The sequence below is a fragment of the Janthinobacterium sp. NFX145 genome, from assembly GCF_049810325.1.
Lineage (GTDB): Bacteria > Pseudomonadota > Gammaproteobacteria > Burkholderiales > Burkholderiaceae_D > Janthinobacterium > Janthinobacterium rivuli.
Window position 1 is genome coordinate 1,256,402 of the sequence record NZ_CP187360.1, and the last position, 13,269, is coordinate 1,269,670.

The following is a 13,269-nucleotide window of genomic DNA, read 5'->3' on the forward strand; positions in this document are numbered from 1 at the left end:
GAGTTCTCCATGACATGCCTCACAACGGCGCCGGGCTTGCCGGACATTCTCGCTCCCGGCTTGCGGGTGGTTTTTTGCGGCCTCAATCCCGGCGTGGACGCGGCGGCGGCCGGCCACCATTTTCTCGGCCGCGGCAACCGCTTCTGGCCCGTGCTGCACCTGGCCGGCTTCACGCCGCATCTGGTGGCGCCGCAGGACGATGCCAGCGTGCTCGGTTTCGGGCTGGGGTTGACGGCGGCCGTCGGACGTCCGACCCGCCGCGCGGATCAGGTGGACACGGACGAATTCGCGCAAGCGGCGGCGGGCCTGCGGCATAAACTGGCCTTGCTGCAGCCGCAGTGGATCGCCTTCCTGGGCAAGGCCGCCTACGCGGCGATGACGGGCAAGCGCCAACTGGAGTGGGGCGAACAGCCGGAGCGCTTCGGCGGCGCGCGCGTGTGGATCTTGCCCAATCCCAGTGGGCTCAATCGCGGCTATTCGAAGCAGCAGCTGGTCGACGCGTATGCGGAACTCCAACGCGCGCTGGGCTGACGTCCAGCTCCACCGCGCGCAACAGCGGCGTGACGAAATCGAGGAAGGCGCGCAATTTCAAGGGCAGCGGCGCTTGTCCCTTGTGCAGCAGGCTGACGGGCAAGGGCGCCGCTTCGAACGGTGCGAGCACGATGCGCAGCCGGTCTTCGCGCAGGGCGTCCATCACCTGATACGACAGCACGCGGATCACGCCCGCGTCCAGGGTGGCGGCGGCGATTGCCGCGTCCACCGTATTGACGGCCAGGCGCGAGTGCACGGGCACGGACTGCGCAGCTTTGCCCGTGCCGAAGACCCAGGCGCGCCGCGATTCCAGCACTTCGAAACTGATGCAGGCATGCGCGGCGAGGTCACCCGGTGCCGCCGGCGTGCCATGCGCGGCCAGGTAGCCGGGACTGGCGCAGACGACCCGGCGCACCGTGCCGACCCGCGTCGCCATGAAGCTGCTGTCGGGCAGGTCGCCGATGCGCACGGCCACGTCGACCTGCTCGTCCATCAGGTGCAGCACGCGATCCGTCAGTACCAGCTTGATCTCGATGTCTGGATAGCGGGCTAGGAACGCCGCCACCACGGGCACGATGTGCAGGCGTCCGAACATGACGGGCGCCGTGATCGTCAGTTCGCCTTTCGGCACCGCATATTCGCCCGTCGCAATACGCTCCGCTTCGCCGATCTCTTCGAGGATGCGGCGGCACGCGGCCACGTAGGAGTGGCCGGCCTCCGTCAGCGACAACTGGCGCGTCGTGCGGTGCAGCAGGCGCGTGTTGAGGTGCGCTTCCAGCGCCGCCACCTTGCGGCTGACGGTAGCCAGCGGCATGCCGAGATGGCGCGCGGCGGCCGTCAGGCTCCCCGCGTCCACCACGGCCAGCAAGATGGTCATGGATTCCAGTCTATCCATGGCGTGTTCTCATGTGAGCCTATCGAATTTTGGAAGAATGATTCTCAATATTATGGGATTCTCTTTGTCGGTGCAAGTACGTAAGCTGGTCTCCTTCGCTGCGGCACGTCGCTGCGGCAACTTGAAAGGAGAGCGCCATGCGCCCCACGCCCATTCCCCCGCCCGATGCACACACCGTGGCGTCCGCGCCGCGCGGCAAGATACTCATGATGGCGGTGATCGCCGGTGCGGTCATCACCAACATCTATTGCACCCAGCCTATCCTGCCCCTGATCCAGTCCGGCCTCGGCGTCGACCTGGCGGCCGTCAACCTGGTCGCTGGCGCGGCGCTGCTGGGCTTTGCCACGGGGCTGGCGCTGCTGCTGCCGCTGGGCGACCGCGTCGACCGGCGCACGCTGGTGCTGGGGCAGATCGCGCTGGCCTTCGTTTGCGCCTTGGCGGCCGCGCTGGCGCCCGGCATCTGGCCGCTGATCGGGGCATCGTTTGGCCTGGGCATCGTCAGCTGCGTGCCGCAGCAACTGGTGCCGCTCGCCGCGAGCATGTCGCCGCCCGCTGAGCGCGGCCGTTCCGTCGGCACGGTGGTCAGCGGCATCATGGTGGGCATCCTGCTCGGGCGTACGGTCGCCGGCGTGGTGGGCGAGGCCTGGGGCTGGCGCGCCGTGTACGCCATGGAAGCGGCGTTCATGGTGCCCGTGTGGATCGCGGCGGCGGCCTTGCTGCCACGCGGGAAACCGGGTAGCCAGCTCTCCTACCTTGGCTTGCTGGCGTCGTTGTGGCCACTGGCGCGCGACCATCGTCCCCTGCGCGAATCGATGCTGATCCAGGCGCTGTTGTGGGCCTGCTTCAATGCGTTCTGGGTCAACCTGGCGTCGCTGCTGGCGAACGGCCCATGGCATTTGGGCAGCGCCTGGGCCGGCGCCTTCGGCATCATCGGCGCGGCCGGCGCACTGGCCGCCACCGTGGGCGGCAGGGCCACCGACAGACTCGGTTCGCGCACGGTCATTGGCCTGAGCATCGCCATCGTGACGCTGTCCTACCTGCTGCTGGCGGGCGCCGCCTCGTCGTTGCTCTTGCTGGTGATCGGCGTCATCGTGCTCGATATCGGCGTGCAGGCCGCCCTGGTAGCCAACCAGACACGCGCCTTTGCCGTCGATCCGGCTGCCCAAGGCCGCATCAACAGCCTGTACATGACGGCGACCTTCATCGGCGGCGCCGCCGGTGTGGCGGTGAGCGGCTGGCTGATGCAGCGTTTTGGCTGGACGGGCGTGGCGGTGTTTGGTGTCGCATTGGGCTTGCTGGCTGGCGTCATCCACGTGGCCGGATCACGCGCACGGCAGCGGACTGCAAGCGCCACTTAACGCGGCTGCTCCAGCTGCGCGTACACGGTGTCGGCGATCTTGCCCAGCGCCTGCTTGGGCAGGTTCGCCGAGAGGGCATAACCGAGCTGGCCGTCGATCCAGTAAAACACGCTCAACTCCTTTTCCTGCGTATAGCGGAAGGCCGTTTCCTGCTTGCCGGCCCGCTCTTTCGCCACGTACAGGGTCAGGCGCTTGCCGCCGCCATCTTCATACATGAATTGCGCCACGGGGCCGTCGCCATCGCCGGGCAGCAGGCGTCCGCCGATCAGGTGATAACCGAGCGGCGACAGCGCTGGCGGCTGCAATTTCGTGCCCAGGCGTTTCGACAGCCACTGCACCAGGTGCGCCTCCTGTTCCGCGCCCACCTCGACGGGGTGGCGCACTTCGGGTGTGTAGACGGCATGGGCGATGGCGGCGCTGCGCGCCAGGGCAAGGGGGCTGGCGCTGGCGGTGAGGCTGCCGCCGGCATCGCCGCGCAGCAGCCAGCCGCCCGCGCCGCCAGCGATCACCAGCACGACGGCCGCTGCCGCCTGCATGGCGGGGCGCCGCCAGGCGCCGTTCGCGGCCGGTGGCGATGCCGATTGCAGCAGGGCCGGTGGCACGGTTTCGTCCAGCACGGGGTCGAACAGGGCGCGCAATTGCCGGTTCTGTGCACGCCAAGCGTCGACTCGGGCGGCGTCTTCTGGATGCGCGCGCAGGTGGTCGTCGATGGCCGCGCGCTGTGCCTCGGGCAGGACGCCGTCGGCCAGGGCGTGCAATTGCGCTTCGCTGATGGCTTGCGTTGTCATTTCACGACTTTCAGAGTAGGGGCACCATGGCTGCCGGCGGGGCGGCCGTCGAGCAGTTCGCGCAGCCGCTCGCGCCCGCGCGACAGCCGCGACATGACGGTGCCGACGGGGATGCCCAAGGTGGACGCCACCTGCTCATACGGCATCTGCTCCAGCGCGACCAGCAGGATCACTTCGCGCTGCCCCAGCGGCAAACGGGCCAGCGCCGCATCCATTTCGCCGATGGCGATGGCTTGCCCGGGCGCGCGCTCGGGCGCGGGCAGCAGGGCTTCGTCATCGAGTTCCTGCAGCGCCAGGCCGGGACGGCGCAACTGATCCACGTGCAGGTTGTGCATGATGGAGAACAGCCACGGCCGCATCTCGCCGCCGCGCTGCCGCTGATCGAGCTTGCGCCAGGCCCGCTCCACGGTGTCCTGCACCAGGTCGTCCGCGTGCAGGGCGCCCGCCAGCGCGCGCGCATAGCGGCGCAGGCCGGGCAGGCACGCTTGCAGCTGGCGGCTATCGTCTTGCGTGGCCATCGTGGCGGCGGGAAGGGCTGCTTACGGCTTGACGATGTGCCACACGTTCTTGAAATTGTCGCCGGCCACGTCGCCCGGCTTCTTGTCTTCCTTGTACAGGTACAGGGGCTTGCCCTTGTAGGTCAGCTGCATGGCGCCGTTGTCTTCGCGCTTGATGCTGCCATACGGGGCGGCGGGCGCCGCTTCGGTGGCGATGACGGCGGGCCAGGCCGCCAGGCAGCCGCCGCTGCAGGCGCTCTTGCCGCTGTCGGCGACATCCTTGTCGAACACGTACACGGTCATGCCGCTGGCGTTGACCAGCATGCCGTTGGCGGGCATGACGTCGGCGGCGAAGGCCAGCGGGGCGGACAAGGCGGTGAACAGGGCGGTGGCGGCAAAAGTGGTAAAGCGCATGATGGTCTCCTTGAGGTTTTGGGGGCTTGCAAGGGATAGACGCGTGCCGCCCGCCGTTTATTCCCGCGTTGGCGAATTATTTTTTGCTGGCGCGTGCAGGCTGGCCCACAGGTGGGCCGCCGCCATGGTGCGGTGCGGCGCGTACTGGCGCAGCCACTGTTCCGTGCGCGCCATGTCCGGCTTCGCTTCTTCGCCGAGCAGCTTTTGCAGCGCGGCGCGGATGGCCACGTCGCCGTGCAGCGAGCAGTCGGCATAGCCGTAGCCGCGTAGCAGCGCGTAGTTGACGGTCCACGGGCCGATGCCTTTCACGGCCAGCAGCGCTTGCGACATCGCCGCCACGTCGCCGGAGGGCGGCAGCTCCAGCGACAGTTCTCCCTCATCGACGAGGCGTGCCAGACGCAGCACGGTTTCCGCCTTGGCGCGCGAGAATTTGCGGCTGGTCAGCTCTTCCACCGATAGCCGCGCCACGTCGCGCGCCTCGGGATAGCACCACAAGCCGCAACTGTGCCGGCATCCCGCCTGCAAGATGAAGGTGCGGCGCAGGGCGATGGCGAACGGCAGGTTGATCTGCTGGCCGATGATGGCCCAGGTCAGCGCCTCGAAGGGGCTGGCCGATTGCACGATGCGCAGACCTGGATTGACGCTGACCAGAGGCGCCAGCAGCGGGTCATTGGCCGCCAGTTGCGCGAATGGCTGCGGATCGATGCGCAGGCCGAGGATGTTGAGCAGGGCGCCGTGCAGCGGCGTTTCAAGGTCGCCAACTCCATCGCCGTCGATCTCGGCGCGGCAGACGGCGGCAGCGTCAGTGAAGGCGACATCCAGCACGACCGGCACGCCTTGCACCAGGATGCCCTTGCGCAGTCCTGCCGGCGTGACTTGCTCCGCCACGGCTTCGCCATCGCGGCTGTGGAAGGTGATGACGTCGTCGCGGCGGTAGCCGGCGGGCAGGGGGAGGGTCCAGTGCAGCAGGGTCATGGTGGGGGGCCAAAGTCAGGGACGGTATCAGGGAGGCGATGCGGGCGCACCGCGTTTCTTGCTTTGTGCCTTAGCGCGCGCAGATGTCGGTGGTGGGCGGGCTCAGGGCCGCCGCGTGCTGGATCTGCAGCGCGTCGGGTACGCCATTTTTCACGGCCGTCAGTTCGGCCAGGATGGAAATGGCGATTTCGGCCGGCGTCTTGCTGCCGATGTACAGGCCGATGGGGCCATGCAGCCGCGCCAGTTGTTCCGCGCTGACGTCGAACTGCAGCAGCCGTTCGCGGCGCTTGGCGTTGTTCGCGCGCGAGCCGATGGCGCCCACGTAAAACGCGGGCGATTTCAGCGCTTCCATCAGGGCCAGGTCATCGAGCTTGGGGTCGTGCGTGAGGGCGACGACGGCGCTGCGGCTGTCGAGTTTGAGTTCCAGCACAAGGTCGTCCGGCATGGCGTGCAGCAGGGGCACGCCGGGCACGTTCCAGCCGCCCCGGTATTCCTCGCGCGGGTCGCAGACGATGACGTGGTAATCCATGGCCGTGGCGATCTGCGCCACGAAGCGCGACAGCTGGCTGGCACCGATGATCAGCAAGCGCCAGCGCGGACCGTGCTGCGTGGTGAGTATGCCGTCTTCCAGGGCCAGCACGGCGCCCGGCGTGGCGCGCCGCAGGGTGACGGTGCCGGTATCCAGATCGAGGCGGCGCTCGACCAGTTCATGCGCTTCCAGACGCGCCAGCAGTTCTGCCACGCGGCTGCCAGCATGCAGCGGTTCGATGGCCAGTTCGATGGTGCCGCCGCAGGGCAGGCCGAAGCGGTGCGCCTCGTCGGCGCTGATGCCGTAGCTGACGATGTCCGGCTGCGTGCGCACGATGCCGTGCACGCGCACGGTGTCGATCAAGTCATCTTCGATGCAGCCGCCGGAAACGGAACCGACCACCGTGCCATCGTCACAGATGGCCAGGGTGGCGCCCACGGGGCGGGGGCTGGAACCCCAGGTCTTGATGACGGTGACGAGTTCGCAGCGGTGGCCGGCGGCGAGCCAGGCGGCGCTGGTTTTCAGAACTTCAAGGTCGATGCTGTCCATGGGCCGCGAAAGGAAAGCCGCAGGTAGGCGGCAAAGTATGGAATATTTTTCAATATTGTGGCTATACTACGCTCTCCAACAGCCTGCGGAGAGTTTTCATGTCGAACGACCAAAAAACGCAAGACGACGGCATTCCCAAGTTTGGCAAACTGCTCATCGCCCTGTTCCTGGCGGTGGTATTTTGCGGCGCCCTGACCTGGATCATGGGCACCTATTTCCCGAACTTCCCCGGCGCCTGACCAAACTTGGTTTTGTCAGGCGCCTCCTTTGTTGATCAGGCCTAGGGCTTGATCGGCTTCTTCGCCGCCTGCTTGGCGCGCACGTCGATGACGGCGCGGTTGACGGCGGCCATGCGCGAGTTGGTGCCCGGGTGCAGGGCCGTGTAGCCATTGGCGACCGTGGCCGGCACTTGCGTGGCCAGGCGCTGCCAGAAGCGGGCGGCGTTGTCGACGTTGTAGCCGGCGCGCGCCAGCAGGTAGATGGCCAGGGTGTCGGCTTGCACGTCGAGTTCCTGCGGCATGGCCTTGATGCCGGCGGCGCCCGTCAGCATCGACACGTCGGGCTGCACGGCGCCCAGGCTGTCGATGATGCTGCCGGCCGTCCCGGCCGAGCGCTGGCTGCGCGCGTGGTCGAGGATGTTGTGCGCCATTTCGCGGGCGATCACGAAGGCGATGCCTTCGTCGTTTTGCGCCGCATTGACCATGCCGCGCGTGAGCATGATGCGTCCGCCGTCCGAGTAGGCATTGATATTGTCCGCATTGCCCAGGGCGACGCGGAAGGCACAGGCGCGCGTGACGGGAATTTTGAGGTCCTGCTGCTGGCCGTCGCGGGCGATGGTCATGTTCAGGCTTGCGCTTTTCGAGGCCAGCGGGCCGACGATGGCGCCGAACGGGCCTTCCGCTTTCGGGCCGGCCGGCAGCGGCTTGCCTTCGGCGGCCAGCAAGCCGTCGCCCTTGCGCAAGCCGGCGCGGGCGGCGCCGCTGCCCGGCAAGACGCCGGAGACCTGCATCTGTTCGCCGTAGCCGAGGGCTGCCTGCGCCGCGTCGGCATAGATGCCAGGGTAGGAATACTTGTTCTGCGCCGTGAAGCCCAGCAGGTTGCGCGCATACGTCTTGCACAGGTCCGCATTGTTGATCAGCAGGGGCGCCGAGACTTTCGACAGGCGGTCCTGCAGCGCCACCATCTTCACCAGTTCTTCCTGCGCCGCCTTTTGCTGCGCCGTCGGCGCGGGCGCATCGGGCGCCGGCACGACGTTGAACGGACCGCTGACATTCGTGGCCGGCGTGGTGCAGCCGGCGAGGATGGCCGCACTGGCCAGCAGGAGGGGAGTAGCCAATCGGCGCAGCGAAGTTGGGGCTGAGATCAGATGGCGGAAACCTGGCATAAGAAATTCCTTAATGTTTTCCGGTGCTGCCGAAACCGCCAACACCGCGTTCGCTGTCGCCGAATTCCTCGACGACGTTAAAGCCCACTTGCAGCACCGGCACGATAATCAGTTGCGCCAGGCGTTCCATGGGATTGAGCGTGAAAGCGCTCTGGCCCCGGTTCCAGGTCGATACCATCAGCTGGCCCTGGTAATCGGAGTCGATCAAGCCTACCAGATTCCCCAATACGATGCCGTTTTTGTGGCCCATGCCGCTACGCGGCAAAATCATGGCCGCATACGACGGGTCGCCGATGTGGATGGCCAGGCCGGTGGGAATGAGCACGGTCTGTCCGGCTTCGATGGTGATCGCCTCGTCGATGCAGGCGCGCAAATCGAGGCCGGCGCTGCCCGGTGTGGCGTAGGCCGGCAGCAGTTCTTTCATGCGGGCGTCGAGGATCTTGATGTCGATATTTTTCATGAATCTAACTAACTAAGCTAAGTCGTTTAAAGGGATTATTTGAGCAGCGAATTCTTGGCAATGCGCTTCGAGATTTCCGAAATCAGCTGGCGCGCCAGGTTCAGTTTCGAGGCGCGCGGCAGCACGGTATGGCCTTCCTCGTCGAAGAGGATGATGGTGTTGTCGTCCTGGCCAAAGGTGTTCTGACCGATATTGCCGACCAGGAGGGGGATGCCCTTTTTCTCGCGCTTGGTCGAGCCGAATTCCACCAGGTTTTCCGATTCGGCGGCAAAACCGACGCAGTAGGGATAGCCGGCCAGGTTGGTGCGTGCCGCCACGGTGGCGAGGATGTCGGGGTTTTGCACGAACTGCAGTTCGGGCACGGAGCCATCGGCCTGCTTTTTCATCTTTTGTTCGCTGGCGTTGGCGACTCTCCAGTCGGCCACGGCGGCCACGGCGACGAAGACATGCTGGCCATCGACGTGGGCCAGCACCGCATCGTGCATCTGCTGCGCGCTTTGCACGTCGATGCGACGCACGCCGAACGGCGCGTCCAGGGCCGTGGGGCCGGAAATGAGCAGCACTTCGGCGCCCGCTTCGCGCGCCGCGCGCGCCACCGCATAGCCCATCTTGCCCGAGGACAGATTGGTGATGCCACGCACGGGGTCAATGGCCTCGAAGGTGGGGCCGGCCGTGACCAGTACGCGCTTGCCTGCCAATACCTTCGGCTGGAAGGCGGCGATCAGCTCCGTCAGCAATTGCTCCGGTTCCAGCATGCGACCCAGGCCCGTTTCGCCGCACGCCTGTTCGCCGGCGGCCGGGCCGAACAGCTTGATGCCGTCGTCGCGCAGCTGCTGCACATTGCGTTGCGTGGCGGGGTTCTGCCACATTTCCACGTTCATGGCCGGCGCCACGAGCAGGGGCAGGTGGGAGGGACGGGCCAGGCACAGGGTCGACAGCAGGTCGTCGCACACGCCGTGCGCCAGCTTGCGCAGAAAATCGGCCGAACATGGCGCGATCAGGATGGCGTCCGCATGGCGCGTCAAATCGATATGCGCCATGTTGTTGGCGATGCGCGCATCCCACTGGCTGGTGTGCACGGGGTGGCCGGACAAGGCCTGCATCGTGACGGCCGTGATGAAGTGGCTGGCCGCATCCGTCATGACCACTTGCACCGATGCGCCGGCCTTTGTCAGCGCGCGGCACAGTTCCGCCGCCTTGTAGCAGGCGACGCCGCCTGACAGTCCCAGGACGATTTTTTTGCCGGACAATTCCATGCCGTTCTCCTGCGTGTTTATTTGTTTACCCGGCGCAGTTCATCGATGATGAACAGGGCCGCGCCGATGCAGATGGCGCTGTCGGCGATATTGAAAGCGGGGAAATGGCCCCAGCTTTTCCAGTGGAAGTCGAGGAAATCGACCACGTGGCCGTAGACCAGACGGTCGATGGCGTTGCCCAGCGCGCCGCCCAGGATCAGCGCCAGGGCCCAGCAGAACATGCGCTGGCCGGCGTGCTTTTTCAGCAGATAGATGATGTAGACGGCGGCCGCCAGGGCGATGCCGGTGAAGAAATAGCGCTGCCAGCCGCCCTGGTCGGACAGGAAGCTGAACGCGGCGCCCTTGTTATACGCGAGCACCAGGTTGAAATACGAGGTGATGACCATCTCTTGCGCATAGCGGAAGGTCTTCAGGATCGTGATCTTGGTGATCTGGTCGAACAGGATGACGATGGCGGCAATGCCCAGCCAGGGCACGAGCGACGCCGAGGATGACGATTTCGATGAAAAACGGTTTTTAGTGGCCATATTTTTCCAGGGAAGATAATGCCACCGCCTGGTAGCAGGCGGCGGTTGGATTCATAGCATACAACGACGGGCAAAATCGTAGCGAGCGGCAGCGAGGCTCGGCGCCCCCGTTGGCCCGAGACGCGCAGCTGTACTTTAGTACAGCGAGCATCGCAGGCCGCAAATCGCGACGCGCAGTAGATTTTGACGACGTTGTTTATGCGAAGCGGCGTTTCTCGCCCGCGCCAAACAGATTGCTGACGCAGCGGCCGCACAGGGTAGCATGCGCGGCGTCCGTGCCCACGTCCGCACGGTAGTGCCAGCAGCGCTCGCACTTCGGCGCCGTCGACGCGGCCACGACCACTTCCTCGGCCGCTTCGTCAGCCACTTCGGCCACCGTTGCCTGCGAGGTGATGAAGACGAACTTCAAGTCGTCGCCGAGGGTGGTCAACAGCTTGTACTTCATCGGCGCGGCCTTGATCGTCAGTTCCGCCTGCAGCGACGAACCGATGGCGCCCGAGGTGCGCAAGTCTTCCAGCTGTTTCGTCACGTCCGTGCGCACGGCGCGCAGGGCCGTGTATTTCTCCAGCAGATCGGCCGCATCCGCTACTGCCGGCAGCTGCCACCAGGTTTGCGTGAAGATGGTTTCATCGCTGGCGGCATACGCTTCCGGTCCGGCGAAGACGGCCCATGCTTCTTCGGCCGTGAACGACAGGGCCGGGGCCATCAGGCGCAGCAGGCTTTGCGTGATGTGCCACAGGGCCGTTTGCGCGGAACGGCGCGCGTGCGACGTCAGGCCGGAGGTGTACAAACGGTCCTTCAGGATGTCCAGGTAGAAGCCGCCCAGGTCTTCCGAGCAGTACGTCTGCAGCTTCGAGACGACCGGGTGGAATTCGTAGCGCGCGTAGTTGTTCTCGATCTGCGTTTGCAGCGATGCCATGTTGGCCAGCGCATAACGGTCGATTTCGAACATCTCCGCCACCGGCACGGCATCCGTGGCCGGATTGAAGTCCGACGTATTGGCCAGCAGGAAGCGCAGGGTATTGCGGATGCGGCGATACGATTCCGTCACGCGTTTGAGGATTTCGTCGGAGATCGACAGCTCGCCCGTGTAGTCGGTCGAGGCGATCCACAGGCGCAGGATGTCGGCGCCCAGGGTGTCCGAGATCTTTTGCGGCGCCAGGGTGTTGCCCAGCGACTTGGACATCTTCTTGCCTTCGCCATCGACCGTGAAGCCGTGCGTCAGCAGGGCTTTATATGGCGGACGGCCATTCAGCATCGACGACACGAGCAAGGAGGAATGGAACCAGCCGCGATGCTGGTCCGAGCCTTCCAGGTACAGGTCGGCCGGGAATTGCAGCTGCGTCGAGTGCGAACCGTGGCCTTGCGGACCGCCCAGCACCGTCTGGTGCGTGGCGCCGGAATCGAACCACACGTCCAGCGTGTCCTTGTTCTTGGCGTAGATGGCCGCTTCGTCGCCGATCAGGTCCTTCAGATCCAGCGCCTGCCATGCCTCGATGCCGTCCTTTTCGATCAGCTTGGCCACTTGCTCCAGCAGCTCCGGCGTGCGCGGATGCAGGTCGCCCGTTTCCTTGTGCACGATGAAGGCCATCGGCACGCCCCACTGGCGCTGGCGCGACAGGGTCCAGTCAGGGCGGTTGGCGATCATGCCATGCAGGCGCGCCTGGCCCCAGTCCGGGAAGAACTCGGTGTCGGCGATGCCTTTCAATGCCGTCTCGCGCAGGGTCGCGCCGCCGTCTTTCGGCGTCACGTCCATGCCGGCGAACCACTGCGAGGTGGCGCGGTAGATGATCGGCGTCTTGTGACGCCAGCAGTGCATGTAGCTGTGGTCGAACATCTTGACTTCGAACAGCGCACCCGCGTCCGTCAGGGCGTTGCAGATCGGTTTCGACGCTTCCCAGATGGTCATGCCGCCGAACAGGGGCAGGGTCGAGGCGAATTTGCCGTCGCCCATGACGGGCTTGATGATGTCGTCATCCTTCATGCCGTGCGCCTTGCACGAGATGAAGTCGTCCAGGCCGTAGGCTGGCGCCGAGTGCACCACGCCGGTGCCGCTTTCCGTGGTCACGTATTCGGCCAGGTACAACGGCGACAGGCGGTCGTAGAAAGCGTCGGAAGCATGCAGCGGGTGGCGGAAGCTGATGCCGGCCAGGGCCGCGCCGTCGCAAGTGGCGATCGTCGTGCCCTCTAACTTGAAGCGCGCCAGGCTGGCCACGACCAGGTCTTGCGCCAGGATCAGCAGCAATGGCTGGCCATCGCGCTCGGTCTTCACCAGCGCATATTTGACTTCCGGGTGCACGTTCAGCGCCTGGTTCGATGGGATGGTCCACGGCGTCGTGGTCCAGATGACGATGAAACCGTTATCGGTCGGCAGCGATGGCAGGCCGAAGGCGGCTGCCAGTTTTTCCGGCTCGGCGAACTTGAACCCGACGTCGATGGCGGGATCGCGTTTTTCCGCGTATTCCACTTCCGCCTCGGCCAGCGCCGACTGGCAGTCGAAGCACCAGTTGACGGGCTTCAGGCCGCGGTACACATAGCCTTTTTCCAGCAGCTTGCCCAGCGCGCGCAATTCGTCGGCTTCATTGCCGTGCGCCATGGTCAAATACGGGTTGTCCCACTCGCCCAGCACGCCGAGGCGGATGAAGTCTTTTTTCTGGCGCTCGACCTGCACATTGGCGTAGGCGCGCGCCTTTTCCAGCACTTCGGCAGTCGGCAGGTTCTTGCCGTGCAGTTTTTCGATCTGGATCTCGATCGGCATGCCGTGGCAATCCCAGCCCGGTACATACGGCGCGTCGAAACCGGACAGCGAGCGCGACTTGACGACCATATCCTTGAGGATCTTGTTGACGGCGTGGCCCAGGTGGATGTCGCCATTCGCGTACGGCGGACCGTCATGCAGGATGAATTTCGGGCGGCCGGCGGCGGCCTTGCGCACGCGCTCGTAGATTTTCTTGTCTTGCCATTGCTGTACCCATTGCGGCTCGCGCTTGGCCATGTCGCCGCGCATCGGGAATGGGGTTTCCGTCATGTTGACCGGGTATTTGCTTTCAGGCTTCTTGTTTTGCTTGGGCGTGGCTGGCTTGTTTTGATCGGACATAGTCTTCTT

General features: G+C 65.5%; 14 protein-coding genes. 3 read left to right on the forward strand and 11 right to left on the reverse strand.

The window, feature by feature from the left end; genetic code table 11:
- The first annotated feature begins 9 nt into the window (after positions 1–9).
- Entirely contained in the window at positions 10–531 is a 522-nt protein-coding gene (gene mug, locus ACPJXG_RS05585) for a G/U mismatch-specific DNA glycosylase (protein WP_278316811.1), read from the forward strand.
- On the opposite strand, the gene ACPJXG_RS05590 is transcribed toward mug, so the two are convergent.
- Complete coding sequence (locus ACPJXG_RS05590; protein ID WP_425253659.1) at positions 464–1,426, reverse strand: LysR family transcriptional regulator; 963 nt, start codon at positions 1,424–1,426, stop codon at positions 464–466. The two genes, mug and ACPJXG_RS05590, sit on opposite strands and share 68 nt — an antisense overlap.
- 137 nt (positions 1,427–1,563) lie before the next feature.
- Here ACPJXG_RS05590 and ACPJXG_RS05595 point away from each other — a divergent pair, with 137 nt between their 5' ends.
- Complete coding sequence (locus tag ACPJXG_RS05595) at positions 1,564–2,784, forward strand: MFS transporter (RefSeq protein ID WP_278316809.1); 1,221 nt, start codon at positions 1,564–1,566, stop codon at positions 2,782–2,784.
- Here the strand turns inward: ACPJXG_RS05595 and ACPJXG_RS05600 are convergent.
- The 5 genes from ACPJXG_RS05600 to ACPJXG_RS05620 form a co-directional block, all read right to left on the reverse strand.
- A complete protein-coding gene (locus ACPJXG_RS05600; RefSeq protein WP_425253660.1) occupies positions 2,781–3,572 on the reverse strand; it encodes an anti-sigma factor family protein in 792 nt (263 codons plus the stop codon). The genes ACPJXG_RS05595 and ACPJXG_RS05600 overlap by 4 nt on opposite strands.
- Positions 3,569–4,090, reverse strand: coding sequence for an RNA polymerase sigma factor (locus tag ACPJXG_RS05605; protein ID WP_176388003.1), 522 nt, complete (start codon positions 4,088–4,090; stop codon positions 3,569–3,571). Before ACPJXG_RS05605 ends, ACPJXG_RS05600 begins: the two co-directional genes overlap by 4 nt.
- A 21-nt stretch (positions 4,091–4,111) precedes the next feature.
- A complete protein-coding gene (locus ACPJXG_RS05610) occupies positions 4,112–4,483 on the reverse strand; it encodes a COG4315 family predicted lipoprotein (protein WP_176388004.1) in 372 nt (123 codons plus the stop codon).
- A 57-nt stretch (positions 4,484–4,540) separates the two neighbouring features.
- On the reverse strand, positions 4,541–5,458 hold the full coding sequence (locus tag ACPJXG_RS05615) for a DNA-3-methyladenine glycosylase family protein (RefSeq protein ID WP_425253661.1): 918 nt from the start codon (positions 5,456–5,458) through the stop codon (positions 4,541–4,543).
- A 70-nt stretch (positions 5,459–5,528) separates the two neighbouring features.
- Positions 5,529–6,536 (reverse strand): XdhC family protein, encoded by a 1,008-nt coding sequence (locus tag ACPJXG_RS05620; protein ID WP_425253662.1) that lies wholly within the window; start codon positions 6,534–6,536, stop codon positions 5,529–5,531.
- Positions 6,537–6,634: 98 nt separating this feature from the next.
- On the opposite strand from ACPJXG_RS05620, the gene ACPJXG_RS05625 reads away from it, so the two are divergent.
- Positions 6,635–6,775: a hypothetical protein gene (locus ACPJXG_RS05625; protein ID WP_175444556.1), complete on the forward strand. Its 141-nt coding sequence runs from the start codon at positions 6,635–6,637 to the stop codon at positions 6,773–6,775.
- Positions 6,776–6,816: 41 nt separating this feature from the next.
- Here ACPJXG_RS05625 and ACPJXG_RS05630 read toward each other — a convergent pair whose 3' ends face one another.
- From ACPJXG_RS05630 to ileS, 5 genes are all read right to left on the reverse strand, one after another.
- Entirely contained in the window at positions 6,817–7,872 is a 1,056-nt protein-coding gene (locus ACPJXG_RS05630; protein WP_307789010.1) for a M48 family metallopeptidase, read from the reverse strand.
- A 58-nt stretch (positions 7,873–7,930) separates the two neighbouring features.
- Positions 7,931–8,380, reverse strand: coding sequence for a dUTP diphosphatase (gene dut / locus ACPJXG_RS05635; protein ID WP_034785229.1), 450 nt, complete (start codon positions 8,378–8,380; stop codon positions 7,931–7,933).
- A gap of 35 nt (positions 8,381–8,415) precedes the next feature.
- The gene (gene coaBC / locus ACPJXG_RS05640) at positions 8,416–9,636 is read right to left on the reverse strand and encodes a bifunctional phosphopantothenoylcysteine decarboxylase/phosphopantothenate--cysteine ligase CoaBC (RefSeq protein ID WP_425253663.1); all 1,221 of its coding nucleotides are present in this window, start codon (positions 9,634–9,636) and stop codon (positions 8,416–8,418) included.
- 17 nt (positions 9,637–9,653) lie between these two features.
- Positions 9,654–10,163, reverse strand: coding sequence for a signal peptidase II (lspA, locus tag ACPJXG_RS05645; RefSeq protein ID WP_035821479.1), 510 nt, complete (start codon positions 10,161–10,163; stop codon positions 9,654–9,656).
- Positions 10,164–10,359: 196 nt separating this feature from the next.
- The gene (gene ileS / locus ACPJXG_RS05650) at positions 10,360–13,260 is read right to left on the reverse strand and encodes an isoleucine--tRNA ligase (RefSeq protein ID WP_425253664.1); all 2,901 of its coding nucleotides are present in this window, start codon (positions 13,258–13,260) and stop codon (positions 10,360–10,362) included.
- Between the last annotated feature and the right edge of the window lie 9 nt (positions 13,261–13,269).